This window comes from Brevibacterium sp. NPDC056726, assembly GCF_042790515.1.
GTDB lineage: Bacteria > Actinomycetota > Actinomycetes > Actinomycetales > Brevibacteriaceae > Brevibacterium > Brevibacterium sanguinis.
On record NZ_JBHTYZ010000004.1, the window covers coordinates 83,681 to 109,566 of the forward strand.

At 68.5% G+C, this 25,886-nt stretch carries 24 protein-coding genes; 8 read left to right on the forward strand and 16 right to left on the reverse strand.

Annotated features, from left to right (window positions below; translation table 11 throughout):
• Positions 1 to 12: 12 nt before the first annotated feature.
• From ACFQ91_RS09300 to ACFQ91_RS09320, 5 genes are all read right to left on the reverse strand, one after another.
• Positions 13 to 261: a hypothetical protein gene (locus tag ACFQ91_RS09300; RefSeq protein WP_198498744.1), complete on the reverse strand. Its 249-nt coding sequence runs from the start codon at positions 259 to 261 to the stop codon at positions 13 to 15.
• A gap of 792 nt (positions 262 to 1,053) precedes the next feature.
• The gene (locus tag ACFQ91_RS09305; RefSeq protein WP_198498745.1) at positions 1,054 to 2,679 is read right to left on the reverse strand and encodes a cytochrome bc complex cytochrome b subunit; all 1,626 of its coding nucleotides are present in this window, start codon (positions 2,677 to 2,679) and stop codon (positions 1,054 to 1,056) included.
• Complete coding sequence (locus ACFQ91_RS09310; protein WP_198498746.1) at positions 2,676 to 3,719, reverse strand: ubiquinol-cytochrome c reductase iron-sulfur subunit; 1,044 nt, start codon at positions 3,717 to 3,719, stop codon at positions 2,676 to 2,678. The genes ACFQ91_RS09305 and ACFQ91_RS09310 overlap by 4 nt, the downstream gene beginning before the upstream one ends.
• Positions 3,720 to 3,771: 52 nt before the next feature.
• Positions 3,772 to 4,557 (reverse strand): c-type cytochrome, encoded by a 786-nt coding sequence (locus ACFQ91_RS09315; protein ID WP_198498747.1) that lies wholly within the window; start codon positions 4,555 to 4,557, stop codon positions 3,772 to 3,774.
• A gap of 55 nt (positions 4,558 to 4,612) precedes the next feature.
• On the reverse strand, positions 4,613 to 5,182 hold the full coding sequence (locus tag ACFQ91_RS09320) for a heme-copper oxidase subunit III (protein ID WP_137826142.1): 570 nt from the start codon (positions 5,180 to 5,182) through the stop codon (positions 4,613 to 4,615).
• 288 nt (positions 5,183 to 5,470) lie between these two features.
• On the opposite strand from ACFQ91_RS09320, the gene trpD reads away from it, so the two are divergent.
• Positions 5,471 to 6,592: an anthranilate phosphoribosyltransferase gene (gene trpD / locus ACFQ91_RS09325; RefSeq protein ID WP_198498748.1), complete on the forward strand. Its 1,122-nt coding sequence runs from the start codon at positions 5,471 to 5,473 to the stop codon at positions 6,590 to 6,592.
• Here trpD and ACFQ91_RS09330 read toward each other — a convergent pair.
• Genes ACFQ91_RS09330 through ACFQ91_RS09340 form a run of 3 tightly spaced genes read right to left on the reverse strand, consistent with a single transcriptional unit; the run spans position 6,560 to position 9,617 of the window.
• Positions 6,560 to 8,314: a DEDD exonuclease domain-containing protein gene (locus ACFQ91_RS09330; protein WP_198498749.1), complete on the reverse strand. Its 1,755-nt coding sequence runs from the start codon at positions 8,312 to 8,314 to the stop codon at positions 6,560 to 6,562. The genes trpD and ACFQ91_RS09330 overlap by 33 nt on opposite strands.
• Before the next feature lie 34 nt (positions 8,315 to 8,348).
• Positions 8,349 to 8,774, reverse strand: a complete 426-nt coding sequence (locus ACFQ91_RS09335; protein ID WP_198498750.1) for a hypothetical protein — start codon at positions 8,772 to 8,774, stop codon at positions 8,349 to 8,351.
• A 15-nt stretch (positions 8,775 to 8,789) separates the two neighbouring features.
• Positions 8,790 to 9,617 (reverse strand): carboxylesterase, encoded by an 828-nt coding sequence (locus ACFQ91_RS09340; protein WP_198498751.1) that lies wholly within the window; start codon positions 9,615 to 9,617, stop codon positions 8,790 to 8,792.
• A 101-nt stretch (positions 9,618 to 9,718) separates the two neighbouring features.
• On the opposite strand from ACFQ91_RS09340, the gene ACFQ91_RS09345 reads away from it, so the two are divergent.
• Both ACFQ91_RS09345 and ACFQ91_RS09350 read left to right on the forward strand, forming a co-directional pair.
• The gene (locus tag ACFQ91_RS09345) at positions 9,719 to 10,450 is read left to right on the forward strand and encodes a 1-acyl-sn-glycerol-3-phosphate acyltransferase (RefSeq protein WP_198498752.1); all 732 of its coding nucleotides are present in this window, start codon (positions 9,719 to 9,721) and stop codon (positions 10,448 to 10,450) included.
• A gap of 251 nt (positions 10,451 to 10,701) precedes the next feature.
• The gene (locus ACFQ91_RS09350) at positions 10,702 to 11,283 is read left to right on the forward strand and encodes a MerR family transcriptional regulator (protein ID WP_137826148.1); all 582 of its coding nucleotides are present in this window, start codon (positions 10,702 to 10,704) and stop codon (positions 11,281 to 11,283) included.
• A gap of 102 nt (positions 11,284 to 11,385) precedes the next feature.
• Here ACFQ91_RS09350 and ACFQ91_RS09355 read toward each other — a convergent pair whose 3' ends face one another.
• Positions 11,386 to 12,201 carry a ParA family protein gene (locus tag ACFQ91_RS09355; protein WP_137826149.1) on the reverse strand — a complete coding sequence of 272 codons (816 nt, stop codon included), beginning with the start codon at positions 12,199 to 12,201 and terminating at the stop codon, positions 11,386 to 11,388.
• 176 nt (positions 12,202 to 12,377) lie between these two features.
• On the opposite strand from ACFQ91_RS09355, the gene ACFQ91_RS09360 reads away from it, so the two are divergent.
• Genes ACFQ91_RS09360 through ACFQ91_RS09370 form a run of 3 tightly spaced genes read left to right on the forward strand, consistent with a single transcriptional unit; the run spans position 12,378 to position 17,174 of the window.
• Complete coding sequence (locus tag ACFQ91_RS09360; RefSeq protein ID WP_198498753.1) at positions 12,378 to 15,779, forward strand: pyruvate carboxylase; 3,402 nt, start codon at positions 12,378 to 12,380, stop codon at positions 15,777 to 15,779.
• Entirely contained in the window at positions 15,772 to 16,272 is a 501-nt protein-coding gene (locus tag ACFQ91_RS09365) for a peptide deformylase (RefSeq protein ID WP_198498754.1), read from the forward strand. The genes ACFQ91_RS09360 and ACFQ91_RS09365 overlap by 8 nt, the downstream gene beginning before the upstream one ends.
• Complete coding sequence (locus ACFQ91_RS09370; RefSeq protein WP_269780022.1) at positions 16,269 to 17,174, forward strand: 3-hydroxybutyryl-CoA dehydrogenase; 906 nt, start codon at positions 16,269 to 16,271, stop codon at positions 17,172 to 17,174. The genes ACFQ91_RS09365 and ACFQ91_RS09370 overlap by 4 nt, the downstream gene beginning before the upstream one ends.
• A 77-nt stretch (positions 17,175 to 17,251) precedes the next feature.
• Here the strand turns inward: ACFQ91_RS09370 and ACFQ91_RS09375 are convergent, their stop codons facing one another.
• On the reverse strand, positions 17,252 to 18,511 hold the full coding sequence (locus tag ACFQ91_RS09375; protein WP_198498755.1) for an aminotransferase class I/II-fold pyridoxal phosphate-dependent enzyme: 1,260 nt from the start codon (positions 18,509 to 18,511) through the stop codon (positions 17,252 to 17,254).
• A gap of 135 nt (positions 18,512 to 18,646) precedes the next feature.
• Between ACFQ91_RS09375 and ACFQ91_RS09380 the strand changes: the two genes are divergently transcribed.
• Positions 18,647 to 19,369, forward strand: coding sequence for a class I SAM-dependent methyltransferase (locus tag ACFQ91_RS09380; protein ID WP_198498756.1), 723 nt, complete (start codon positions 18,647 to 18,649; stop codon positions 19,367 to 19,369).
• A 57-nt stretch (positions 19,370 to 19,426) separates the two neighbouring features.
• Here ACFQ91_RS09380 and ACFQ91_RS09385 read toward each other — a convergent pair whose 3' ends face one another.
• A complete protein-coding gene (locus tag ACFQ91_RS09385; protein ID WP_198498757.1) occupies positions 19,427 to 19,891 on the reverse strand; it encodes an Hsp20/alpha crystallin family protein in 465 nt (154 codons plus the stop codon).
• A gap of 91 nt (positions 19,892 to 19,982) precedes the next feature.
• Between ACFQ91_RS09385 and ACFQ91_RS09390 the strand changes: the two genes are divergently transcribed.
• Positions 19,983 to 20,918, forward strand: a complete 936-nt coding sequence (locus ACFQ91_RS09390; RefSeq protein WP_198498758.1) for an AEC family transporter — start codon at positions 19,983 to 19,985, stop codon at positions 20,916 to 20,918.
• A gap of 113 nt (positions 20,919 to 21,031) precedes the next feature.
• On the opposite strand, the gene ACFQ91_RS09395 is transcribed toward ACFQ91_RS09390, so the two are convergent.
• From ACFQ91_RS09395 to ACFQ91_RS09415, 5 genes are all read right to left on the reverse strand, one after another.
• Entirely contained in the window at positions 21,032 to 21,547 is a 516-nt protein-coding gene (locus ACFQ91_RS09395; protein ID WP_137824099.1) for a ferritin, read from the reverse strand.
• A 124-nt stretch (positions 21,548 to 21,671) separates the two neighbouring features.
• Entirely contained in the window at positions 21,672 to 23,105 is a 1,434-nt protein-coding gene (locus tag ACFQ91_RS09400) for an amidase (RefSeq protein WP_198498759.1), read from the reverse strand.
• Positions 23,102 to 24,343 (reverse strand): amidohydrolase, encoded by a 1,242-nt coding sequence (locus ACFQ91_RS09405; RefSeq protein ID WP_198498760.1) that lies wholly within the window; start codon positions 24,341 to 24,343, stop codon positions 23,102 to 23,104. The genes ACFQ91_RS09400 and ACFQ91_RS09405 overlap by 4 nt, the downstream gene beginning before the upstream one ends.
• Before the next feature lie 27 nt (positions 24,344 to 24,370).
• Positions 24,371 to 25,102, reverse strand: a complete 732-nt coding sequence (locus ACFQ91_RS09410) for a hypothetical protein (protein WP_198498761.1) — start codon at positions 25,100 to 25,102, stop codon at positions 24,371 to 24,373.
• A 10-nt stretch (positions 25,103 to 25,112) separates the two neighbouring features.
• Entirely contained in the window at positions 25,113 to 25,859 is a 747-nt protein-coding gene (locus ACFQ91_RS09415) for a DUF5058 family protein (protein ID WP_198498762.1), read from the reverse strand.
• Between the last annotated feature and the right edge of the window lie 27 nt (positions 25,860 to 25,886).

Sequence of the window (25,886 nt, forward strand, 5' to 3'; positions counted from 1 at the left end):
ACCTGCAGCTGCTCACGCCGCCGCCGGAGCGTCTTCTCCTACCCGTCCAGGGCGGGGAACATCGTGCTCCGCGTAGTGGTCGGCACGGTGGTCGCCGTAGTCGTCGACGCGGCGGTCGGAGGCGCGTTGGTCGAAAGCGGTGCGGTCGCCGCGTCTGCTGAGCTGACCCTGCGCCGAGGCGGTCGCACGGATCCGTCGCTGCGGGGTCAGTTTTCGGCCGTCATTGACTCCACCGACATGGTCGACCACGTCGAGGACCACGGGACCTCACGAGCGTCGTCGGCAACAGGTGCTCTCTCCGTTGGAGCGATCGTTCCCGCCTCGGCAACCCGCAGGTGGGGGGGGGGACGCGCCACGGATGCGTCAAGCGATCTCGGCCCGAGGACAGCGAACACCCTCCACCGTCGTCAACGAACCACCACAACCTGGAAAGCGGCGTCCTCAGCAGTACCGTTGAGAGAGTCCTAGCCCACCGGTTCCTTCGCGTCGACGAGGGGGTCCGTCGGGGCCGGGGAGTGGCCTCGCCGCCGAGGAAGTTCATCGTGATCAGGGGAGTGGTCTCGCCGGCAACGCGGCCTCGTGGTTGTTCAGCCGCGGGGTGCACCTCCCCGAAGGAACGCGCCGGCCGCACTCCGCGCCGAGATCGCCCCGCTCGTTCAACACTGAGCGCGTTTGTCACCGCTTCGGCGAATGACCGGCCGCTCATTCAACACTTGGCGTGAATATCTCGCCTTTGGGGACCACATTTTCACGCGACCTGTTGATTGAGGGGCCGCCAGGCTGTTCGGCAGCCTGAGTTACACCGTGAAGGTTTGCGCAGGACAGGAGAGATGAGCGCGGGGAGATGAGCGCGGGGAGATCGCGGACGCCGTCGATCAGCCGAACGCCAGGTGCACCCATCGGCAGGGTGTTCTCGAGGCTGTGAAGCCGGGGGAGCGGGGACGGTGGGCGGGTACGCAAGAGGGCCCAGCACGCGATGTGCTGGGCCCTCTCGGGTCCGACGAAAGTCAGCGGGTCAGGATCCGACTCTCACCGGAGTCCGAACCGTGACGATCAGTGGCTGATCGACTTCTGATCCGCGCCTTCGACCGCTCCGTGGTCGTGGTGCGAGGCCTCGAGCTCGGTCTTCGTCACCGGTGCCACACGATCTTCGAAGAAGAACTTCGACAGGCGGGCGCGGAACTTCTCGAGCTTGGTCACCTTGCCCTCGGCGTTCGGCTGCGGCGGGATGTAGTGCGGCGATTCGAACGCGGTGAGCTTCCACAGCTTGTTCGGCGGGAGCGCCTCGTGACGCTCGAGGAATTCGCCGTGGGGGAGGCGGATGATGTTCGCCGTCTCCCGACCGTGCAGAGCGACCTCACGGTCCTTGCGCTGCAGTGCGAGGCACATGCGCTTGGTCACGATGTAGCCGATGACCGGGCCGATGAAGAAGAGCGCGCGGAAGATGTAGATCATGTCGTTGAGCGACATGTGGAAGAACACGGCGATGATGTCACCCGACGCAGCAGCCCACATGTTGCAGTAGAAGATGATGCCTGCGACACCGATGGCGGTGCGTGTGGGGTTGTTGCGCGGACGGTCGAGGATGTGGTGCTCGCGGTTGTCCTTGAGCAGCCAGGCCTCGAAGAACGGGTAGACGAACATCGCGGCGAACACACCGCCCATGACGAGCACGGCGCTGTTGATGTTGAACGAGATCGGCCAGCCGGCGATGTAGAACTCGAACCAGCCCGGCACGATGCGGAGGAATCCGTCGGCCCAGCCGATGTACCAGTCCGGCTGCGTGCCGGCGGAGACGGGGGAGGGGTCGTACGGTCCGTAGTTCCAGATCGGGTTGATCGTGAACAGTGCCGAGATGACGGAGATGAGACCGAAGATGAGGAAGAAGAATCCTCCGCCCTTCGCAGCGAACGTCGGGAGGACGGGTTCGCCGACGACGTTCTTCTCGGTGTGTCCGGCGCCGGGCCACTGCGTGTGCTTGTGGACGACGACGAAGATGAGGTGGATGCCGATGAGCGCAATGAGCAGCGCCGGGACGATCATGATGTGCAGCGAGTACAGTCGCGACACGATGTCGACACCCGGGAACTCGCCGCCGAAGAGGAAGAACGAGATGTAGGTGCCGACGAGCGGCAGCGACTTGAGGATGCCGTCGATGATGCGCAGGCCGTTGCCCGAGAGCAGGTCGTCCGGCAGCGAGTAGCCGGTGAAGCCGGCTGCCATCGCGAGGATGAGGAGCAGCACGCCGACGACCCAGTTGAGCTCGCGCGGCTTGCGGAAGGCACCCGTGAAGAACACGCGCAGCATGTGGAGGCTCAGTGCCGCAACGAAGAGCAGGGCGCCCCAGTGGTGCATCTGGCGGATGAAGAGCCCGCCGCGGATCTCGAAGGAGATCGCCAGCGTCGAATCATAGGCCTCGGAGATCTGGACGCCGCGCAGCGGCACCCAGGGTCCCTCGTAGTGGAGCTCGCCCATCGCGGGCTGGAAGAAGAACGTGAGGAACGTGCCCGAGAGGACGACGATGACGAAGCTGTAGAGGGCGACCTCGCCGAGCATGAAGGACCAGTGCGACGGGAAGATCTTGCGCCCGAACTCGCGGACGAGGACGGAGGCCCCGACGCGCTGTTCGGTGAAGTTCGTCAGCTTCCCGACGGTTGTTGTGGGCTGTGTAGTACTCATGGGTGATTGATCTCCCAGAACGTAGGTCCGACAGGCTCAGGGAAGTCCGACTGCGCGACCAGGTAGCCTTCGCTGTCCACCCGGATGGGCAGCTGCGGCAGCGGGCGCTTCGCCGGGCCGAAGATGACCTTGCAGTGCTCGGTCACGTCGAACGTCGACTGGTGGCACGGGCAGAGCAGATGGTGGGTCTGGTGCTCGTAGAGGGCCACCGGGCAGCCGACATGGGTGCAGATCTTCGAGTACGCGACGATGCCGTCGTGCGACCAGTCGGCGCGTGCCGGATCCTCTTTGAGCTCCTTGGGGTCGATGCGCATGAGGAGAACGGCGGCCTTCGCCTTCTCGTCGAGCGCGTGACCGGCGTTGGACTCGTCGCCGATGCCGGAGGGCAGCACGTGGTAGGCGGAGCCGATCGTGACGTCCTCGGCCTTGATAGGGCGCTCCGAATCGGGGCTGGGAATGCCGCCCGGATCGCGGATGAGCCTCACGCCCTCGCCCCACAGGGTCTTGAACAGGGCGTCTCCGGGCAGCGGACCGAGGTCGCGGAAGACGAGGATCGCGGGCAGGGGAGCGATCGCCAGCGCTGCGATGAGCGTGTTGCGCAGGAGCGGGCGACGGGCGATGCCCGACTCCTCCTTGGCCTGGTGGAGGATCTCGAGCGCGATCGCCTGATCCTCTTCGCTGCCGCTGATGTCGTGACGTTCGTCGATGCCCTCGTGATCGCTCATGAGGTTCTTCGCCCACAGCACCGCGCCGGCGCCGAGGGAGAACATCGCCAGGGCGGCACCGAGGCCGACCATCATGTTGGCGATGCGGATGCTCTGCATCTCCTCACCCAGGGGGAAGAGGAAGTACGCGACGATGAACCAGATCGTGCCGACCATCGACAGCATGAACCAGAAGGCGACCTGACGCTCCGCGACCTTCTGGGCGCGGGGGTCCGAGTCGGACAGACGCGGCTTGTGTTCGGGCAGGCCCGGGTTGGTGAACCCGTTCAACTCCTCGAGCTGGCTGCCGCCGCCGGAGTGCTCTTTCGAGGTCATCGAATATTTCCCCGTCTAATCTCGTAATGGAATGTGGTCAACAACGCTGTGCTCATTTCGCTCTCGATGAGAGCCATACGGTCAGACCGATGACTGCTGCGAGTCCGAAGAACCAGATGAAGAGGCCCTCGGCCACTGGTCCGAGCGAACCGAGCTTGAAGCCGCCGGGGGACGGGTTCTCAGAGACTTCCCGGACGTAGGAGATGATGTCCCGCTTGTCCTCGGGAGTGAGGTTCGCGTCGTTGAAGATGGGCATGTTCTGCGGTCCGGTCTGCATCGCCTCGTAGAGGTGCTTGGGCGAGACATCCTGGAGGTTCGGGGCGTACTTGCCCCGGGTCAGCGCGCCACCGGCCCCGACGACGTTGTGGCACATCGCGCAGTTGGTCCGGAAGAGGCCGCCGCCGACGGCGGGGTCGCCCTTCTCGGGATCGATGTACTGGGCTTCGGGGATCGCCGGTCCCGGTCCCAGAGAAGCGACGTACGCTGCCAGCTGCCCGGTCTGCTCCTCATCGAACTGGGGTTCCTTGACGGGGGCCTGCGGGCCGTTGGCCTGCAGGGGCATGCGACCGGTGCCGACCTGGAAGTCGACGGCCGCCGCGCCGACGCCGATGAGACCGGGGCCGGCCTTCGTGCCCTCGGCATTGAGGCCGTGGCACGTTGCGCAGTTCGCGGCGAAGAGCTTCTGGCCCTCTTCGATGTCAGAGGCGCTGGCGGTCTGTGCCTTGGCGCTCGAGGTCTGAGTGAAGAGAGCATACGCTCCGCCGGTCAGCAGCAGGCCCACGAGGAGCAGCACGACGAGTGCCATCGGGTGCCTGCGGCGATCTGCTAAAAGCTTCACGGGAAAGTCCTTTGCTTGAAGTTTCTGATGTCCGGGTGACCGTGTCGGCGGTGGACTACTGGAGGAGGTAGATGACGCCGAAGAGGCCGATCCAGACGACATCGACGAAGTGCCAGTAGTAGGACACGCAGATCGCGAATGTGGCTTCGTGGTGGCCGAACTTCTTCGCCCCGTAGGCGCGTCCGATGACGAGCAGGAAGCAGATGAGTCCGATGGTGACGTGGAGGCCGTGGAAGCCGGTGGTCAGGTAGAAGACCGAACCGTATCCGTCGGTGTCGATCGACAGACCCTCGCGCACGAGCTCCGCGTACTCCATGACCTGACCCGAGACGAAGACCGCGCCGAGGAGGAACGTGAGGTAGAACCACTCGATCATGCCCCACTTGGCGATGTTGAACAGCCCTCCGGTCCGGCGGGGCCGGAACCGCTCAGCCGCGAACACGCCCATCTGACAGGTGAAGGACGACGACACCAGGATGATGGTGTTGCCGAGCGCGAACGGGACGTTCAGCAGCTCGGTCTGCGTCTCCCACAGACCCGGGACGACGGATCGGATGGTGAAGTACATGGCGAAGAGCGCGGCAAAGAACATCAGGTCGCTCGCGAGGAACACGATGAAGCCCACCGTGGTCACATTCGGGCGATTGACTACCGGATGCGCTGGCGCTGTCTGGGATGCAGTGGCAGTTGACACCCCACCATTATTACCCGTCTCGGGGTGAGTTTTCACCTTTTACCCAGGTTTCGGAGGAGAAATTTCTACACGGTGTAGCGAAATCCCCGGATTGGTGCCCCAATCTCGTGATTCTGTGATCTCCACCCCGCGTGTCGAAGACGCGATAGGATGCCGCAGGTAAGGTCCGCCTCCTGTTCGGAGGCGGTGCACGCGCCCCCAGATGGAGAGCACTGAGCAATGACGGATCACCCGCGCACGACAGCCCCGGCGACCACGGTCACCGGGACCGAATCGACAGGTGCGGACGTCACTGCGAACTGGCCCGACCTGCTCATGACCCTCATGCACGGTCAGGACCTCACCGAGGCCCAGGCCTCGTGGGCGATGGATCAGATCATGTCCGGCCAGACTCCCGATGTGACGATGGCCGCATTCCTCGCCGCGCACCACACGAAGGGCGAGACGGTTGCGGAGATCGCCGGTCTCGTCGCGGCGATGATGGAGCACGCCGTGCCCCTGCCCGGTCTCGAGGACTCCGTCGACATCGTCGGCACCGGTGGTGACCGGGCGAAGACGGCGAACATCTCCTCGACCGCGGCGATGATCATCTCCGCCACCGGGCAGCGGGTCGTCAAGCACGGCAACCGGGCGACCTCCTCGGCGTCGGGGTCGGCCGACGTCCTCGAGGCCCTCGGCGTCCGGTTCGACATCACGCCCGAGCAGACGGGCATCGTCGCCGCCGAGGTGGGGCTGGCGTTCTGCTTCGCCAACGTCTTCCACCCGTCGATGCAGTTCGTCGCCGCCGTGCGGCGCCAGATCAGCGTGCCGACGGCGTTCAACATCCTCGGTCCGCTGACGAACCCGGCCCGCGCCCGGCACACCGCGATCGGCGTCGCCGATGCGCAGATGGCCCCGCTCGTCGTCGGCACCCTCGCCAAACGCGGTCACCAGGCGGTCGTCTTCCGCTCCCGGGACGGTCTCGACGAACTGAGCAACACCGACGTCAACGACGTCTGGGAGGTCCGCCACGGCGAGGTCGAGCACACGACGTTCGATGCCCTCGACCTCGGGTTCGAACGGGTGACGAAGGACGACCTGCGCGGCGGCGGACCGCTCGAGAACGCCGCGATCACCCGGTCGGTGCTCGCCGGTGAGAAGTCACCGGTGCGCGACATCGTCCTCATCAACGCCGCCGCTGCGCTCGTCGCCGCCGACGAGGCCGCTGTCGGGTCGTTCACCGAACGCCTCGCCGCGAAGCTGCGCATCGTCGAGGACACCGTCGACGCCGGGCTCGGGGCCCAGAAGCTCGATCAGCTCGTCACGGTCTCACGACGCATCGCCGAGGCGAACGGCGCCTGAGGCCCGGGCGTGGAAGACCGCGCCCTCCCGCGGCAGCGCCCACTCCCCGGTCACCGACCACGGCACGGCCGTCTCCAGCCAGTGGGCGAGCATCCGCGTCTCCTCGGGCAGCGGATCACCGGGGGAGGGGAACAGGCCCGGGGCCGGCACCCACTCCGCGGTCGCCGCGAGTGCTGCGAACGCCGCGTCGAGGCCGCTCGGCGTCGACCGGTGACCGGCCGCGGCGAGCCGACCGCGGCGGATGACAGCGAGGTCGATTCCGCCCTCGCCGCCCGGAGCCCACGCCTGGATCTCCTCGACGGCGGCCAGGCGTACCACGGTCTCCGCGCGGGCGGCTGTCGACAGTGCCGCCCGCATGCCGTCGCGGACCTCGGCGGCAGTCTCGTAGCGGGCCTCACCGGCCAGCCGCGCCATCCGCTCCCGGCTGTGCTCGTGCAGCGAGGTGAAGTCTCCTGACAGCGCGCCGATGAGCCCGGCGATGGCCGTCCGGTACGCGCCCGGATCGGTGACCCCGGCGCAGGGACCCCCGCACTGTCCGACCTGGGCGCTCACGCACGCCCGGTGGGCTGCCAGCGTCGCCGGACTCACCTTCGCGGTGCACCGTTTGACGGGGTAGAGGGTCTCGAGGAGCTCCTTGACCGCCTGAGCCCGCTTCCGGGACCGGAACGGGCCCAGCGGCGGAGCCGGTGAGCGCTCAAGTGCCGAGCGGGAGCGGGCGACGGAGAGCCTCGGGTAGGCCTCGCCGCTGAGGACGACCCAGGCGTTGCGCTCGGGGTTCTTCGACCGCCGGTTGTACGGCGGGGCGAGTTCGCCGATGAGCCGGACCTCGCGCACCTCCGCCTCGAGGACGTGCGCGCAGGGCAGGGCGGTGACCTCCTGCGCCGCGGTGATCATCTCGGCCATCCGCCCCCGATTCTCCGAGGCGTTGAAGTAGCCGCGCACGCGCCGGGCCATATTGCCGGATTTGCCGATGTAGAGGACGCGGCGGGTGCCGTCGACGAACATGTAGACGCCGGGTTCGGCCGGCACGCCCTTGGCGAGATGCGCTTTGGCCTGGCGTCGCGCCCACCCGGCCTGGCGGACCGTCGCGAGCTCTTCGAGGGTGGTGATGCCGAAGCTCCCGAACCGCTCGAGGAGGCGGTGGAGCACCTCGCCGGTCGCCCGAGCGTCCGACAGCGCGCGGTGGTCGGGTTCGACCGCGGTGCCGAAGTGGGCGGCGAGCGTGCCGAGTTTGTGGTTGCGGACCTCGTCGCGACCGAGCACGCGGCGCGAGAGCGTCACCGTGTCGAGCACCTGGGGATTCGGCCAGTGGTAGTCGAGGCGGTCGCATGCGGAGCGGAGGAAGCCGATGTCGAAGGGGGCGTTGTGGGCGACGAGCACGGTGCCGGCGGCGAATTCGAGGAAGCTCGGAAGCACCGAGCGGATCGTCGGGGCGTCATCGACCATGGCGTGGGTGATGCCGGTGAGCCGGGAGACGAACGGGGTGATGACGGAGTGCTCGGGCTTGACGAGGGTCTGGAACTCCCCGATGACCTCCCCGGCGCGCAGCTTGACCGCACCGATCTCGGTGATCTCCGCCGTTCCCGCGTGCGTGCCCGTCGTCTCGAGGTCGACGACGACGAACGTGACGTCGTAAAGCGGGGTGCCGATGTCCTCGAGGCTCAGCTGCGTGTGCTCGAGACGGGTCGGCGCCCGATCGAAGGGAGTGGCGGGAGACGTCATGGTCGCCAGTGTGCCAGGCGCCCCTGACACGCGCTCACACCGAGGCTCCGCTGTCGCCGCCCTCGGTGCGCGACTGCTTGGGCAGGTGGAAGAACAGCCCGATCGCACCGCCGATGCCGACGGCGAGTCCGACGAGGAGGAACCATTGGGGCAGCGGACGGAAGAGGACCGCGCCGATGATGAGGAGGACGACGGCTCCGAAGGTCGCGACGACGGAGAGCATGAGCGTCGGGGGAGCCGTGCGCCACCCGATCGGGGCCGCCGGCTCGGGCTCCCAGTGCTCGGCGTCGGCCAGCCGCTCCCGGATCTCCTCGACGGGCATCTCGCTCATCGGCGCATCCGGTTCGGAGAGCCGGGCCACGACATCCTCCCAGTGGCTGTCGCTGACCCGGGAGGAGTCGCCGATCGTCTCGGATTCCGGCACCTGCCGGCGCCAGTCCTCGGTCTCGTCGTCGCTCATGTCATTCATCAGCAATCACCGCTTGCGCGATATTCCCGGCGCGGGCGAATCCGTCCCCGACCGCGGGGCCCCGGCCGTGCGCGGAGCAGGCGTGCGGTGTGCGGCGGCGGCGACCGCCTCGGCGATGACGTCGGCATCGTAGTCGAGGGTCGCCACGTGTCGACTGCGCCGCAGCGGCACGATGTCGGGGCGCACGCCGAGGCGGGACCGGAGCACCCGCAGACTCCGCGGTCCGACGACGCTGTCCTGACCGGACACGAGCACCGTCGTCGGCGTTCCCACCTGCCAGAGGTTCTCCCGGAGGTCGGTGAGGGCCGCGGCGAACGAGGCGACCGCGGCCACAGGTGTCCGGTCGCCGGCGAACTCGTCCCGGTCGGGATGGGCGATGTCGTTGCCGATCGCCGGGACGAAGGGGACGACGTGCCTGAGCACGGGCAGCAGGGGAGTGAGCGGGGAGTCGATGTGGAGACCGGGGTTGACGAGGACGATCTCATCCGGTGGGTTCGCACCCGTCGCCAGTGCCAGGGTGAGTGCCCCGCCCATCGAGAGTCCGGCGACGACGACCCGGGTGTGGCGGGCCTGGAGCTCACGCAGCTCCGCCTCGGCGGCGGTCAGCCAGTCCGCCCACGTCGTCGCCGCGAGTTCCCGCCACGTGCCGCCGTGGCCGGGGAGGAGGGGAACGGAGACGCTGAGGTCGTCGGCTGCCAGGGCGCGCGCGATCGGCTGCCAGGCCGCCGGTGAGCCGGTGATGCCGTGGAGGAAGAGGACCGCGGTGTCCGCGGTCGGGGCGATCGCCGAGTACGCGGCGCGCGGTGCGGCAGAGGGGGTGAAGTCGATGTCCATTCCACCAGCATCGCACGTCGGCCGGCGGCGCACGGTTCGACAGTGCAGTTGGATATATGATGACCGGGGACGTTCAAGCGTCGTGACATGGAAGGGTGCGCGTGTTCTACTGGTTTCTCAAACGGGTCCTGGCCGGACCCATCCTGCGGATCCTCTTCCGTCCGTGGGTGCGCGGTTTGGACAACCTGCCGCAGGACGGCCCGGCGATCATCGCCGGCAACCACATGCACTTCATGGATTCGATCTTCGTTCCGCTGCTCGCCCCCCGCCCCGTCGTCTACCTCGCGAAGAAGGACTACTTCACCGGACGCGGCATCAAGGGCGCGGCGACGCGGTGGTTCTTCAAACTCAACAACCAGCTGCCGATGGACCGCGGCGGCGGCTCCGGGTCGCAGGCGTCGCTGGAATCCGGGCTCAAGGTCCTCCGCGAGGGCAACTCGCTGGGCATCTACCCCGAGGGGACGCGCTCTCCCGACGGCAAGCTCTACCGCGGCCGGACCGGCATCGCCCGCCTCGTCCTCGAATCCGGTGCCCCCGTCATCCCCGTCGCGATCATCGGCACCGACAAGATCCAGCCCGCCGGCCGTCTCATCCCGAAGTTCCGACGCGTCGGGGTCGTCTTCGGCTCGCCGATGGACTTCTCGAAGTACGAGGGCCTGCCCGTCGACCGCTTCCTGCTGCGGTCGATCACCGATGAGATCATGTACGAGATCATGCGCCTGAGCGGCCAGGAGTACGTCGACACCTACGCCTCGACCGTGAAGACGAAGCTGCTCACCTCGGCGAAGCCGAAGAAGGCAGCGGAGGAACCCGACGACACCAACGCCGGCTGAGGACCCATCGTCCGAGGTCACAGCCCGTGTCTGCCGAGTGCTCCACAGGCAGGGACCGGTGTTCGATTCCTCCCATAACGGCGACACGCGCAAATCGTTACCTTGGGGTGTTTGTCGCGGCCTCCGCGGCAGAATAGTTTGGAGTTGTTGAATCCCACTGTAGGTTCGCTGCGAAGAGCGGTAGAATGATTCCATTCTCTGACCCTTCGAAGCGGCCTCGCTTCCCCCAGGGACTATAAGGAGGAGTCGGTGTGAACCGCTCAAGTCACGAAAGCGTCGAGTCGACGCCACTGCCGTCGGCAGCACAGGGTCTCCTGTTCGACGACGACCTGCCCGTCCTCGACGAAGAGGCCGGCTACCGCGGTCCCACCGTGTGCAAGGTCGTCGGCATCAGCTACCGGCGCCTCGACTACTGGGCACGCACCGACCTCGTCACTCCCTCGATCCGCAATGCCACCGGCTCCGGCAGCCAGCGGCTCTACAGCTTCCGCGACATCCTCGTCCTCAAGATCGTCAAGCGCCTCCTCGACACCGGTGTCGGGCTGCAGTCGATCCGCACCGCCGTCGACCACCTGCGCTCACGCGGCGTCGAGGACCTCTCCCAGATCACGCTGATGTCCGATGGCGCGAGCGTCTTCGAATGCACCTCGCCCGATGAGGTCGTCGACCTCCTCCAGGGCGGACAGGGAGTCTTCGGCATCGCCGTCGGCCGCGTGTGGAACGAAGTCGAAGGCAGCCTCTCGGAACTGCCGAGCGAGCGACTGCCCGAAGACGATTCCGCCGTCCTCGCGATGGACGAGCTCGCGCAGCGCCGCGCCCAGAAGCTCGGCTGAGCACACACCTCAGGGGGAATGGCGAAGGGCCCAACCGGATCGGTTGGGCCCTTCGTCGTTCTGCCGCACTCCGGCAGGGAGAGTCACTCCGGCAGGGAGAGCCTAGGACTGCTTAGCCGATTTTCGGCCGCGGATGTTCTCCGAGCGCAGGGCGCGCTCGAGGAGGGCGTCGAAGGAGGAGGCGACCTCCTCGGCGGGTTTGCCCGGCCACGAATGGATGGGCCGAGCTGAGCCCTGCGCCTGCTGCATGACAGCGCGTTCGGCGAGCGGAGGATTGAGGACGAGCGGGCCGAACATCTCCCGCATCTCCGTGATCCGGTAGTCGTGCTCGGTGGAACCGGCGCGCACGCGGTTGACGACGAGACCGAGCGGTTGGATGTCCGAGGTGCCGCGTTGGCGCAGCTCGTCGGCGGCGCGCAGCGCGCGATCGGCGGCGGCGACGGAGAAGAGACTCGGCTCGGTGACGACCGCCACCCGGCTGCTCGCCGTCCACGCGGTGCGGGTGAGTCCGTTGAGGCTCGGCGGGCAGTCGATGAGGACGAGCCGGTAGCCCTTCGCGATCCGGCTGAGCGCATCCTCGAGCCGGCGCAGGTAGCGCTCGGACAGGGAGGGGCGGTCGAACTCCGCGGCCCGCGGCGAGCCGGAGATGACATCGAGGTGCCCCAGCTTGTCACCGACCCACCCCGAGGGGATGATCGCCTCGGAGAGGATCTTCTGCGATTTCGGGGCGGCGAGGACGTCGGCGATGTCGACCCGCGTCGAGGTGGGGACGTCGAGTCCCGTCGACGAGTCCGCCTGCGGGTCCATGTCGACGACGAGCGTCGGGATGCCGCGGTTGTACGCGGCCGACGCGAGACCGAGGGTCACGGACGTCTTGCCGACGCCGCCCTTGAGACTGCTGATACTGAGGACAAGCACCCTCCTACGGTAACGTATCCTCCCCGTTCGGGCAGGGTCGACCACGCCGAGGTGAGCGCGGTGTCCGAATCGGGGACCCCCTGCATTCAGTGGCCCACGTCACTGAGTAGAGTGGTCTCTCGACAGCCAGTCGACTGTTCGCCGCTCGGCGACCGATACAGAAGCGAGAAACACGGATGTTCTCTAAAGTGCTTGTGGCCAATCGCGGGGAGATCGCCGTCCGCGCGTTCCGCGCGGCGTACGAACTCGGCGCCTCGACCGTTGCTGTCTTCCCCTACGAAGACCGCAACTCCGAACACCGGATGAAGGCCGACGAGGCCTACATGATCGGCGACGAGGGACACCCTGTCCGTGCCTACCTCAACGTCGAGGAGATCATCCGCGTCGCCAAGGAGTCCGGCGCCGACGCCGTCTACCCCGGGTACGGCTTCCTCTCGGAGAACCCCGATCTCGCCCGCGCGTGCGCAGAGAACGGCATCACGTTCATCGGCCCCAAGGCCGATGTCCTCGAACTCGCCGGCAACAAGGTCCAGGCGCTCTCGGCAGCCCGCGGAGCAGGCATCCCCGTTCTCGACTCGACCCGTCCCTCGGCGGACATCGCCCAGCTGCTCGCCGACGCCTCAGCGATGGAGTACCCCCTCTTCGTCAAGGCCGTCGCCGGCGGCGGTGGCCGCGGCATGCGCCGGGTCTCGGACCCCGACCAGCTCGAGGACGCCCTCAAGGCTGCGATGCGCGAAGCCGAAGGCGCCTTCGGCGACCCCACGGTCTTCATCGAACAGGCCGTGCAGCGCCCGCGCCACATCGAGGTCCAGATCCTGGCCGACAACGATGCGAACGCGATCCACCTCTTCGAACGCGACTGCTCCGTCCAGCGCCGCCACCAGAAGGTCATCGAGATCGCTCCGGCGCCCAACCTCGACCCCGAGATCGCCGCGGCGCTGCACTCCGACGCCCTGAAGTTCGCCGAGGCGCTCGGCTACCAGAACGCCGGCACCGTCGAGTTCCTCCTCGAGACCGACGGCCCCCGGGCGGGCAAGCACGTCTTCATCGAGATGAACCCCCGTATCCAGGTCGAGCACACCGTGACCGAGGAGATCACCGACGTCGACCTCGTCGCCTCGCAGATGCGCATCGCAGCGGGGGAGACGCTCGCCGACCTCGGACTGCGCCAGGAGGACATGCGGATCAAGGGCGCTGCCCTGCAGTGCCGCATCACGACGGAGGACCCGGCGAACTCGTTCCGGCCCGACACCGGCACGATCACCGCCTACCGGTCCGCCGGCGGCGCGGGCGTCCGCCTCGACGGCGGCACCGTCCACGCGGGCGCCTCGGTGAGCGCGCACTTCGACTCGATGCTCGTCAAGCTCACGTGCCGCGGACGCGACTTCGCCCAGGCCGTCTCCCGCGCCCGCCGCGCCCTCGCGGAGTTCCGCATCCGCGGCGTGTCCTCGAACATCGGCTTCCTCCAGGCCGTGCTCGAGGACCCCTCGTTCGTCGCCGGCGACCTCGCGACCTCGTTCATCGAGGAGCGCCCGCAGCTCCTCGACGCCCGGGTCAGCGCCGACCGCGGCTCGAAGATCCTCGACTACCTCGCCGACGTCACCGTCAACCGGCCCCACGGCGAGCCGACCGTGCGCCTGCGCCCGGCCGACAAGCTGCCCGTCCTCGACCTCGGCCAGGCTCCGCCTCCCGGCAGCCGCGACCGCCTCCTCGAGCTCGGTCCCGAGGCCTTCGCCCGGTCCCTGCGCGAGCAGGAGGCCCTGGCGGTCACGGACACGACGTTCCGCGACGCCCACCAGTCCCTTCTCGCCACCCGGGTGCGCACCCGCGACCTCCTCGCCGTCGCCGGCCATGTCGCGCGGATGACCCCGCAGCTGCTGAGCATCGAAGCCTGGGGCGGGGCGACCTACGATGTCGCCCTGCGCTTCCTCGGCGAGGATCCGTGGGAGCGGTTGGCCCAGCTGCGCGAGGCCGTGCCGAACATCGCCCTGCAGATGCTCCTGCGCGGGCGCAACACCGTCGGCTACACGCCGTACCCCACCCAGGTCACCGATGCCTTCGTCGACGAGGCGGCCCGCACCGGCATCGACGTCTTCCGCATCTTCGACGCCCTCAACGACATCGAGCAGATGCGTCCGGCGATCGAGGCGGTGCGCGGCACGGACACGACGATCGCCGAGGTGGCCCTCTGCTACACCTCGGACATCCTCGATCCCGCCGAGGAGCTCTACACCCTCGACTACTACCTCCGACTCGCCGAGCAGATCGTCGAGGCCGGAGCGCATGTGCTCGCGGTCAAGGACATGGCCGGCCTGCTCCGCCCGGCCGCCGCAGCGAAGCTCGTGACCGCGCTGCGGGAGAACTTCGACCTGCCCGTCCACGTCCACACCCATGACACGGCCGGCGGTCAGCTCGCGACCCTCTTCGCCGCGGCCGGCGCCGGGGCCGACGCCGTCGATGCCGCCTCGGCGGCGATGGCCGGCACGACGAGCCAGCCGAGCCTCTCCGCCCTCGTCGCCGCGTTCGAGCACACCGACCGGGACACCGGCATCAGCCTCACCGCCGTCGAGGACCTCGAACCCTACTGGGAGTCGGTGCGCAAGGTCTACGCGCCCTTCGAATCGGGTCTGCCCGGGCCGACGGGTCGCGTCTACCGGCACGAGATCCCCGGCGGTCAGCTCTCGAACCTGCGGCAGCAGGCCGTGGCCCTCGGCCTCGGGGAGCGGTTCGAGGAGATCGAGAAGATGTACGAGGCCGCCGATGACATCCTCGGCCACCTCGTCAAGGTCACGCCCTCGTCGAAGGTCGTCGGCGACCTCGCCCTCCACCTCGTCGGAGCCGGCGTCGACCCGGCCGAGTTCGCGGAGAACCCCGAGAAGTTCGACATCCCGGATTCGGTCATCGGCTTCCTCTCCGGCGACCTCGGTGACCCTCCGGGCGGCTGGCCCGAGCCCTTCCGGACGAAGGCCCTCGCCGGTCGCACCCACAAGCCCGTCACCGAGGAGCTCGCTGCGGCGGACGCGGAGGCGCTTGAGACCCCCGGGCCCGAGCGGCAGGCGAAGCTCAACGAACTGCTCTTCCCCGCCCCGACGAAGGAGTTCGAGCGGATGCGCTCGAGCTTCGGCGACCTCTCGATCGTCGAGACCGCCGAGTACCTCTACGGCCTGACCTCGGGTGAGGAGGCGACCGTCGAACTGTCCAAGGGCAAGAACCTCCTCATCGGCCTGCGCGCGATCGGCGACACCGACGAACGCGGCATGCGCTCGGTGATGTTCACCCTCAACGGGCAGCTGCGTCCGCTCGAGGTCCGCGACCGGTCCGTCGAGTCCGACGTCAAGACCGCGGAGAAGGCCGACCCGTCGAAGCCGGGGCACGTCTCGAGCCCGTTCGCCGGTGTCGTCACCCTCCAGGTCGGCGTCGGCGACACCGTCGAGGCCGGCGATGTCATCGCGACGATCGAGGCGATGAAGATGGAGGCCTCGATCACCGCGCCCGTGGCCGGGCCGATCTCCCGGATCGCGATCGACTCCGTCTCCCAGCTCGAGGGCGGCGATCTCGTGGCGGTCATCGATGCCTGAGCGGGACATCCGCCTGTGGGGTGACCCCGTGCTCCGCAGCAAGGCCGACCCGATCACCGTCTTCGACGACTCCGTGGCGGCACTGGCCGCCGACCTCGTCGACTCGTCCCTGCCCGAGGGGCGGGCAGCCGTCGCCGCACCGCAGATCGGGGTGGGGCTGCGGGCCTTCGGCTACGACCTCGACGGGCGCACCGGGTACGTCATCAACCCCGAGATCGTCGAACTCGGCGGTGCGCTGCGCGACATCGACGAAGGCTGCCTGTCCGTGCCGGGGCTCTTCTTCCTCACCCCGAGGTGGGAGTTCGCCCGGGTGCGCGGTGTCGACGCGCAGAACAACCCGATCGAGATCTCCGGCACCGAGGTGTTCGCGCAGATGCTCCAGCACGAGGTGGCGCACCTCGACGGGCAGGTCTACATCCAGACGCTGCCGGGGGAGCGCCGCCGCGAGGCGATGAAGGCCATCCGCAGCGCGGACTGGTTCCTCGCCTCATGACAGTCACCGAGGCGCCCGCCCGGGGTGCCGAGAACGAAGGGAAGTCCATGGTCATCGCCCGCACCGCTGTCATCGGCAGCGGACTCATGGGAGCCGGCATCGCCGAGGTGCTCGCGAAGTCCGGTCTCGACGTCATCGTCTCCGAGGTCAGCGACGAGGCGGCTGCCGCCGGTCAGGCGCGGATCGAGAAGTCACTGGCCCGGGCCGTGGAGAAGGGCAAGCTCACGGCCGCCGAGAGCGAGGCGGCCAAGGCGCGGCTGCGATTCACCACCGACATCACCGAGCTCGCCGACCGGCAGCTCGTCATCGAGGCGGCGAGCGAGAACGAGGAGATCAAGAAGTCGATCTTCGCCCGCCTCGACGAGGTCGTCACCGATGAGGAGGCGATCTTCGCATCGAACACCTCGTCGATGCCGATCATCCGCTTCGCACAGGCGACCTCGCGACCCGAGCGGGTCCTCGGCATCCACTTCTTCAATCCCGCACCCGTCCAGCCGCTCGTCGAGGTCGTGTCCTCGGTGCTCACCGACCCGGGCGTGGCCGAGTCCGTCACGGAGTTCGTGTCACAGGTGCTCGGCAAGACACCGGTGCAGGCCCAGGACCGGCCCGGGTTCATCGTCAACGCCCTCCTCATCCCGTACCTGTGCTCGGCGATCCGCATGCTCGAGTCGGGGGCGGCGACGAAGGAGGACATCGACGCCGGCATGGTCGGCGGGGCCGCCCACCCGATGGGTCCGATCGCCCTCGCCGATCTCGTCGGGCTCGACACCTGCCTGTTCGCGGCTCAGAGCATCTTCGATGAGACCGGGGATCCCGCCGCGAAGCCTCCGGTCCTCCTCTCCCGCATGGTCGATGCCGGTCTCCTCGGGAGGAAGACCGGCCGCGGCTTCTACGAGTACTGAGCCCGCACACGCCGACGGGGCTGTCTGCGCATCGTGCGCAGGCAGCCCCGTCGGCGTCGAACGGCGGGGCCCTGAGCTCAGCCGGCGAGGAGCTTCTCGTAGCTGGCGAGCTTGACGCAGGCGACGAGTCCCTCGGCGGCGAGTTCGACGTCGGCCAGGGTCGGCATCGTCGGAGCGATGCGGATGACATTGCCCTGCGGGTCGAGCCCGTACGGGTGCGTCGCCCCGGCCGGGGTGAGCTTGACCCCGGCCTCGGCGGCGAGCTTGACGATCCGATCGGCCGTGCCCTCGAGGGTGGTCAGGGTGATGAAGTAGCCGCCGTCGGGCTTCGTCCACGTCGCGAGGTCGGTTCCGCCGAGTCCGGATTCCAGAGCGTCGAGCACCGCGTCGAACTTCGGGGCGATGATCTCCGCGTGCTTGCGCATATGGTCGATCACGCCCTGGCTGTCCTTGAAGAAGCGCAGGTGACGCAGCTGGTTGACCTTGTCGGGCCCGATCGCGATGTTCGCGAGGTTCGAGGTGAACCAGCGCATGGTCTCCGGACCACCGGCGAAGAACGAGACTCCGGAACCGGCATGGGTGATCTTCGAGGTCGAGGCGAAGATCCAGGGGCGTTCGGGATGGCCGGCGGCCGCGCAGAGGGAGAGGATGTCGATCGTCTCCGGGTGTTCGTCGCGGAGGTGGTGAAGGGCGTACGCGTTGTCCCAGAGCAGCGTGAAGTCCGGGGCGGCAGCGGGCATCGCCGCCAGCGCGGCGGCCCGGTCGGGAGTGATGGTGATCCCCGTCGGGTTCGAGTACATCGGCACGAGCCACATGCCCTTGACGGTCGGGTCCGCGGCGAGGCGCTGCGCCGCGTCGAGGTCGGGGCCCTCATCGTCCATCGGAATGCTCAGCAGCTCGAAGCCGAGGGATTCGGCGAGAGTGAAATGGCGGTCGTAGCCGGGGACCGGGCAGATGAGCTTGTGGGTGCCCGCCCCCCACGGGGTGGAATCGGCGGCTGTGCCGTGGAGGAGGGCGAAGGTGAGCGCCTGCGCCATGAGGGTGAGCGAGGCGTTGCCGCCGGCGAGCAGCTGCTCGGCGGGCACCTTGAGCAGCGGCGCGAAGATCTCCCGGAGTTCGATGATCCCGTCGAGGCCACCGTAGTTGCGCGTGTCGACACCCCCCGGTGTCCGGTAGTCGTCCCCGGTCACCTGCGTGAACAGGTCGACCGCGAGGTCGAGCTGGGCGGGACTCGGCTTGCCTCGGGTGATGTCGAGGTCGAGGCCGCGCGAGGCGAACTCCTCGTACGCGCGGGAGGCCTTCTCGAGTGCGGACTCGAGATCGGGGGTGGGGGTCATCGATGCTCCTTCTCGCCGCGCTGCGGCGGTGGTGACTGCCGGTGCCTCCATCCTAGTCACAGGGCGGGCCGGGCGTGTTCGTTAGAGTGTGTTCCTGAGACGATCGGCCGCAGAGTCGCAGAGGAGGACAGCGCCATGGTCAGACCCCGGGCTCAGGCCGCGCATGGGACTCGGTTCGGCACTCAGGCCCACCTCTACGACGCCGTCCGCCCCGACTATCCGCAGGCGGCCCTCGACCTCCTCGGCGCCGGCTGGGCCGGGCTGCGGGTGTGCGACCTCGGGGCGGGCACGGGAATCCTCAGTCGGAGGCTGCTCGCCGCCGGCGCCGAGGTCGTCGCCGTCGACCCCGACGCCGCGGCCCTCGAGCACAATCCGGCACCGTCTCTCGTCGGGTCCGCGGAGACGACCGGCCTGGCGACCGGCAGCGTCGACGTCGTCACGGTCGCCCAGGCCTGGCACTGGTTCGACGAGGCGGCGGCGGGGGAGGAGATCGCGAGGATCCTCACGCCCTCCGGTCGGCTGCTCATCCTCATCAACCAACTCGACGTCCGCGTCGACTGGGTGCTGCGGCTCAGCCGCATCATGCACGCCGGGGACGTCTACCGGCCCGCGTACGTGCCCGCGCCGCGCGGCTTCAGCCTCCACGACCGGGCCGTCATCGACTTCTCCACCCCGCTCGACGTCGACGGCATCGTCGATCTCGCGCGCACCCGGTCGTACTGGCTGCGGTCGAGCGAGGCGACCCGCAGCCGCGTCGAGGCGAACCTGCGCGGCTATCTCACCGAGGAGCATCCGATCACCGGCACCGTCGACCTGCCCTACATGTGCCTGGCCTACCTGCTCGCGCGTGAACGCTGAACGGCGGGCAGGCACGCGCTCATGCTTCTCTGCCCGCCGGTGCGGATCAGCCCTGGCTCAGAGGGGCCGGTCGTCCTCGGTCTCGACCACCTCGGTGGATTCGATGACCTCGGTCTGCTTCGGCGCCTGATGGGAGACGCTGATCTTGCGCGGTCGTGCCTCCTCGGCGACGGGGATCGTCAGGGTGAGCACCCCGTCCTCGTAGTCGGCGCGGATCCGGTCGAGGGCGACGCGGTTGCCGAGGGTGAGCTGGCGGGCGTACGTGCCCGAGGTCCGCTCCCTGGTCAGCCACTTGACGTCCTTGTCCGCCACCGGTGAGGTCCGCTGCGCGCGCACCGTGAGCGTGCGGTCCTCGACATCGACGTCGATGCTCGAGGGGTCGACCCCGGGCATGTCGATCTGCGCGACGAACACCTCGCCGTCGCGGTAGAGGTCCATCGGCATGGTCGCGGCGTTCGGGGTGCGGGTGACCTCGGTGAAGAAGCGGTCGAGATCGCGGATGGGATCGAAGCGAGTGGCCATGATCGTCCTTTCATTGGGGGAACCGGTCCTGTATTGAGTCAAACACACTCAATTTTGAAATCAATCCTCACACATGGAACTCTCAAACAATATGAGCCTGTCTCCGATCCTCGCCGCCCTCGTCCCGGTCACAGCACTCATCGTGCTCGGCCTGGGACTGCGGAGGACTCCGCTGTTCTCCGGCGAGGACTTCTGGGCGGGGGCGGAGAGGCTCGCGTACTACTGTCTCCTGCCCGTCCTCCTCTTCACCTCCGTCGCCGAGGTGGACGTCACCGCCGTCCCCGTGCTCCGACTCGCCGTCGCCCTCGTCGTGCCCACGCTCATCGTCTCGCTGTTCATCATCGTCCTCCGCCGCGTCGTCGCCGCGGATCTGCCGGCGTTCACCTCGGTGCTCCAGGGCGGGATCCGCTTCAACACGTACATCGGCCTCTCGATCTCCGCGAGCCTGCTCGGACCGACCGGGGGAGCGCTGGCGGCGATCGTCGCGGCCATCCTCGTGCCCACGGTCAACATCGTCTCGAGTCTCGGGTTCGAGTTCCTCCGCACGGGACGACGGTCGGTCCTCGGCCTCCTCCGCGTCATCGTCCTCAACCCCCTTGTCATCGGGTGCGCCCTCGGGGGACTGTGGAACCTCAGCGGGTGGGCGCTGCCGGAACTCGTCTCCGGTGTCCTCGATCCGCTCGCGGCTGCGGCCCTGCCGATCGGCCTCATCTGCGTGGGAGCGGGACTGCGGTGGTTCTCCCTGCGGGAGCACGGCGCCGGCCTCGTCTGGTCGACGGCGGTCAAGCTCGTCGTCCTGCCCGGGCTCAGCCTCGCCGCGCTCGTCGTGCTCGACGTCCCCGCCGAGGCGGCCGTGGTCGGACTGATCTTCCAGGCGATCGCGACGGCGAGCTCGGGTTATGTCATGGCCCGGCAGCTCGGCGGCAACGCCGAGCTCATGGCCGCGCTCATCGCCGCCCAGACGGTGCTCATGCTCGCCACCCTGCCCCCGACGCTGCTCCTCGCCCAGCTCGTCTTCGGGGTCTGAGGAGTCCGCCGCAGGGGCCGGAAGTCGGCCCGGCGTGGGGAAGCACAACGGCCGGCTCCCCGCGGTGGGGAACCGGCCGTGTCAGCGGAGTCTCATTCGCTGTCAGCGGAGTCTCACTCGCTGTCGGCGGAGATGTCCGGGTGACGCGAACCGAGCGCGTTGTCGATCGAGAGCAGACCCGAGCCGCTGTCGCCGACGATCTCGAGGCGACCGATGATCTCGGAGATGCTCGCCTCTTCCTCGACCTGCTCGTCGATGAACCAGTTGAGCAGGGGAAGGACGTCGAGGTCGCCCTCGGCCTGGGCGGTGCGGTAGATGTTGCGGATCGACTCGGAGACCTTCTCCTCGTGGGCGAGCGCGGCCTTGAAGAAGTCGAGCGGACGGGAGCCGGAGACCTTCGGGGCGGCGATGTCACCGATCTGCGGGGCGAAGCCGCGGTCGACGCAGTGCTGGATGAACTTCGCGGCGTGGACCTGCTCCTCCTCCGACTGGGCGCGCATCCACCGGGTCATGCCGGTGAGCTCGAGGTCGTCGAGCTGAATGGACATCTGCAGGTAGACCATCGAGGCCTCGAGTTCGAGCGTGACCTGCTCGCCGAGGACCTTCTGCATTGCGGGGCTCAGGTGCATGTGAATCTCCTAATGCGTTGTCAGGCAGCGGACTGCCGCCTGCGTCGTGACCAGCTTGACACCATTTCTGGAATCATTCCAGTGTGGAAAGGCTCGGCAAACAGTGCTGAGGCAAGCCGAACCATCACTCGCCGATCTCCGGGTGGCGCTCATTCCACCGGGTGGCCTGTTCGAAGGCGTGGGCGATCTCGAGGAGGCGGACGTCGTCGCCGGGCTTCGCGACGAGTTGGACCCCGACGGGCAGTCCCGCGGCGGAGAACCCGGCGGGCACGGAGATCGCGGGGCAGCCGGTGGCGGTGATGAGGCACAGCGCCCGCATCCAGTCGAGGTAGGTCTCGAGCTGGGTGCCGTCGATCTCCATGGGGTATTCGATGCCGACGTCGAAGGGCAGGACCTGGCACGTGGTGAGGACGAGGAGATCGTGATCGGCGAAGAACCGCTGCACCTCGCCGCTCAGCCTGGCGCGGGCGGCCTCGGCGGAGACGATCTGCGGGCCGGTGAGCCGCTGCCCGGCTTCGATGTTCCAGCGCACGGATTCCTTCATCCGGTCGCGATCGGTCTCGTAGAGCCCGCCCCAGGAGGCGAGGAAGTCCATGGCCCGGCGCACGCCGAAGACCTCGTCGCCGTCGGAGAGATCGGGGATGACATCGTCGACGGAGGCACCGAGGTCCGCGAAGACGGGAGCGGTGGCCGCGACGATGTCGACGACCTCCGGCTCGACGGGCAGGAGGCCCTTGAGGTCGGGGCTGAACCCGATCCGGACGCCCGTGAGGTCGGGGGCCTGCCCGCCGAGGCGGAACTGGGGACGGTCGAAGACGGACCCGGGTTCGGCCAGGATCGCCGGCAGTCCGGGTTCGGGACCGGCGGCGATGCTCATGAGGAACGCGATGTCGGAGACGGTGCGCGCCATGAAGCCGGTCTGTCCGAGCCAGGAGAACGGCGAGGGGGAGGAGTTGGGGATCCGCCCGTTCGTCGGACGGAAGCCGGCGACGTTGTTGAAGGACCCGGGGGAGCGCAGCGATCCGCCCATGTCGGACCCGTCGCCGGAGGCCTGGATGCCCGCGGCCAGGGCCGCTCCGACGCCGCCGGAGGAGCCCGAGGCGGACTTGTCGAGATCGTACGGGTTGCGGGTGACGCCGAAGACGGGGTTGAACGTGTGGGAGCCGGCGGCGAACTCGGGGACGTTCGTCTTGCCCGTCGTGATCACCCCGGCACGGCGCAGCCGGGAGATGATGAGGGAGTCGGACTGCGGCACGCGGTCGGCGAAGATCGGCGACCCCCACGTCGTCCGCATGCCCGCGGTGTCGTTGGTGTCCTTGTGGGTCATCGGCACTCCGTGGAGCGGGCCGATCTCGGCTCCGGCCGCGAGCGCCTCGTCGGCGGCTGCGGCTTCCGCCCGCGACCGGTCGTCGTCGCGGGTGACGACGGCGTTGAGCGCGGGGTTGACCTCGTCGATGCGGCGCAGCTGATCGTCCAGCGCCTCCCGGGCCGAGATCTCCTTGTCAGCGATCCTCGCGGCGAGTTCGCGGGTGCTCATCCAGCGCAGGTCCTCACTCATCCCTCCGCCCTCCCGAGGTCGGAGAGCACGGCCGTCAGGGCGGCGCGCAGGCCCGTCTCCAGGGTGGTGGGCACATCGTCGGGGGCGAAGTGCGGGGAGTGGTTGCCCGCCGGCGGTTCGTCGCCGTCGAGGATGGCGGGGGAGTAGCCGCCGAAGAACCAGTAGACGTAGGGCACTCCGAGCGCGTCGCCGAACGCCCCGAAGTCCTCACTGCCGGTCACGGCGGGCACGACGTGGACGTGGTCCTCGCCGAGTTCGGCGCCCGCGGCGGAGACGAAGGCGGCCGTGCGATCGGGATCGTTGACGCAGCGGGGAAAGGAGTGCATCGGTTCGATGAGAGGCTCGGGGGCGCCGGAGGCCTCGGCTTCGGCGCGGACGATGCGGTGGACCCGGTCGAGGACGACGGCGCGGACGTCCTCGTCGAAGGTGCGGATGTTGAGGGTGAAGACCGCGGTCTCGGGGATGATGTTCTCCTTGAGTCCGCCGTGGAACGTGCCGACGGTGACGACGGCGGTGTCGCGGCCCGAGATCTCCCGGGACACGATCGACTGGAGGCGGGTGATCATGAAGGCGCCGAGGACGATCGGGTCGATCGCGTTCTCCGGCTGGGAGCCGTGCGCCTGCTTCCCGCGGACCGTGACGCGCAGGGAGTCCGACATCGCCATCGCCGTGCCGGAGGAGACGTAGACGTCTCCGGCACGTCCGGGCCACACGTGCTGACCGTAGACGACCTCGGGATTGACCACGGTCTCCCACAGGCCGTCGTCGAGCATCGCCTGCGCTCCCGCAGCGGTCTCCTCCCCGGGCTGGAAGAGGAGGACGACGGTGCCGGCCCACGCTTCCCGGTGCTCGGTGAGGAACCGGGCGAGGTAGAGGCCGACGGTGATGTGGGTGTCGTGGCCGCAGCCGTGCATGACCGGGGTCGTCGTCCCGTCGGGCAGGGTGCCCTCGGCGTGGGAGGCGTAGTCGAGTCCGGTGTCCTCGGCGATCGGCAGTCCGTCCGTGTCGGCGCGGTAGGCGACGACGGGTCCCTCGCCGTTCTCGATGACGGCGACGACGCCGGTGCCGCCGAACGTCTGGGGTGCGAGGCCGAGTCCGGTGAGGAACTCGGCGATCGCTGCCGCCGTCTGCGTCTCGGCCATGGAGAGCTCGGGGGTGCGGTGGAACTGCTGGTAGTCGGCGACCGCCTCGGCGAGGGAATCGGTGACCGCGGTGCGCAGGCGCGTTGTCAGCGGCATGGCGTCCTTTCGTGCTCGGTCGGGAGCTCAGTTGATCCCGACGGTGTCCTCACCGGAGTCATCGCGGGTGTCGGTGACGGCCCGGTTCCGGGTGAACCACGTGATGACGATGGTGACAATGACCACAATAGCGACGTCGCCGGGGGCGAGGACGGGCACGACCGGAATGAGGACGAGGATGACGAGGGCGGCGACGGCCAGCGCGATGATCGTCGACTTCACCTGCCGGAGTGAGACGATGAGCTGGACGGTGACCCCGCCGAGGATCGCCGGGAGGATGTAGAGCTGGGCGATGAGGGTGATGTTCTCCGGGATGACCGTGACGAGCCAGGTGCCGAGGACCCCGACGAAGAGGACCATGGAGACGACGTGGATCATCGCGGCCCCGCAGATCGCCATCGTCGCCGCGTACTCGCCCTTCCGGGTGCCCGGCTTCGCCCCGATCGTGTCCTGGGCGACGATCGCCGAGGGCAGCAGCTTGTTCGCGACGTTGCCGATCATGAACGCCTGGTACATCCCGGCCGGTCCGAGGATGGGGAAGTACGTGAGCGGTTCGACGACGTAGAAGACGCCGTAGACGGCGAAGACGGCGAGGAACGCGGTGAGGATGTCGCCGAACCCGATGTCGGCGTCGGCGACGACGAGGAGGTAGAACGGCACCGAGGTGGCGATGAGGAACCCGATGAAGAGCGTGATCGAGCCCCACTTCGTCGTCGTGGCTTCGAATGCCTCATGCGAGGGCGAGGGAATGACGGACATGAGGCCTCCTTCAGGCGTCGGGCATGCCGAGGCCGGCGTAGTGGGCGAAGTAGGCGGCGACGAGACCGGCGAGCACGGAGATGCCCAGTCCCCATTCCTTCAGCCACGACTGGCGGAGGACGTGGGCGGCGGCGAGGCAGATCGCCATCGTCACCGCGGACACGGCGATCGCGATGACGTGGGTGGGCGACTTCGGGATCTCGCGGAACGTCAGCGCCGCGAACGCCGCGAGCAGCGCGGCACCGGGCACGAGCGACATGAGGGCGGGATTGATCTTCTCGAGCTTGTGGGAGCTGCGTTTGAAGATCGGGGTGAGGATGAGCGCCGAGAGCATCCAGCCGGCGCCGGAGAGGCTCATCGCCATGAGCGCGACGATGAAGACGCCGCGGGTGAAGGTCGCATCGCCGAGGTTGGCGTCCATCGTCCCGGCCGCGATCGAGGCCGAGGCCACCTCGGTGGCGGCGGAGCCGATGAGGCCGACGCGGACGATGACCGGGGGAGTGCCGAAGAGCGGCAGGAGAGCGATGGCGACGAGGACGACGGCGAGCGAGGGGCCGATCGCCGCGACCCCGCCGGCCCGGAAGGCGGCGGTGACCTCGGCCTGGCTCATGTCGGCCGAGGCGGCGTTCTGCCGCACCGCGCGCATGTAGATGAGGGATTGGATGACGACGACGCCCATGACGGACAGCGCGAGGATCCACAGGACCGGGGCGTTGGCCAGGGGCAGATAGTCGGCGGAGGCACTTGCCGTCACCATGGTCGGACTCCTCACCTCGGGTGATTC

Bases quoted from the DNA above. Each gene is read 5' to 3' on its own strand.
- ACFQ91_RS09305 (WP_198498745.1), bottom strand. From the start codon at position 2,679: ATGAGTACTACACAGCCCACAACAACCGTCGGGAAGCTGACGAACTTC.
- ACFQ91_RS09310 (WP_198498746.1), bottom strand. From the start codon at position 3,719: ATGACCTCGAAAGAGCACTCCGGCGGCGGCAGCCAGCTCGAGGAGTTG.
- trpD (WP_198498748.1), top strand. From the start codon at position 5,471: ATGACGGATCACCCGCGCACGACAGCCCCGGCGACCACGGTCACCGGG.
- ACFQ91_RS09330 (WP_198498749.1), bottom strand. From the start codon at position 8,314: ATGACGTCTCCCGCCACTCCCTTCGATCGGGCGCCGACCCGTCTCGAG.
- ACFQ91_RS09335 (WP_198498750.1), bottom strand. From the start codon at position 8,774: ATGAGCGACGACGAGACCGAGGACTGGCGCCGGCAGGTGCCGGAATCC.
- ACFQ91_RS09340 (WP_198498751.1), bottom strand. From the start codon at position 9,617: ATGGACATCGACTTCACCCCCTCTGCCGCACCGCGCGCCGCGTACTCG.
- ACFQ91_RS09360 (WP_198498753.1), top strand. From the start codon at position 12,378: ATGTTCTCTAAAGTGCTTGTGGCCAATCGCGGGGAGATCGCCGTCCGC.
- ACFQ91_RS09365 (WP_198498754.1), top strand. From the start codon at position 15,772: ATGCCTGAGCGGGACATCCGCCTGTGGGGTGACCCCGTGCTCCGCAGC.
- ACFQ91_RS09370 (WP_269780022.1), top strand. From the start codon at position 16,269: ATGACAGTCACCGAGGCGCCCGCCCGGGGTGCCGAGAACGAAGGGAAG.
- ACFQ91_RS09375 (WP_198498755.1), bottom strand. From the start codon at position 18,511: ATGACCCCCACCCCCGATCTCGAGTCCGCACTCGAGAAGGCCTCCCGC.
- ACFQ91_RS09380 (WP_198498756.1), top strand. From the start codon at position 18,647: ATGGTCAGACCCCGGGCTCAGGCCGCGCATGGGACTCGGTTCGGCACT.
- ACFQ91_RS09385 (WP_198498757.1), bottom strand. From the start codon at position 19,891: ATGGCCACTCGCTTCGATCCCATCCGCGATCTCGACCGCTTCTTCACC.
- ACFQ91_RS09390 (WP_198498758.1), top strand. From the start codon at position 19,983: ATGAGCCTGTCTCCGATCCTCGCCGCCCTCGTCCCGGTCACAGCACTC.
- ACFQ91_RS09395 (WP_137824099.1), bottom strand. From the start codon at position 21,547: ATGCACCTGAGCCCCGCAATGCAGAAGGTCCTCGGCGAGCAGGTCACG.
- ACFQ91_RS09400 (WP_198498759.1), bottom strand. From the start codon at position 23,105: ATGAGTGAGGACCTGCGCTGGATGAGCACCCGCGAACTCGCCGCGAGG.
- ACFQ91_RS09405 (WP_198498760.1), bottom strand. From the start codon at position 24,343: ATGCCGCTGACAACGCGCCTGCGCACCGCGGTCACCGATTCCCTCGCC.
- ACFQ91_RS09410 (WP_198498761.1), bottom strand. From the start codon at position 25,102: ATGTCCGTCATTCCCTCGCCCTCGCATGAGGCATTCGAAGCCACGACG.
- ACFQ91_RS09415 (WP_198498762.1), bottom strand. From the start codon at position 25,859: ATGGTGACGGCAAGTGCCTCCGCCGACTATCTGCCCCTGGCCAACGCC.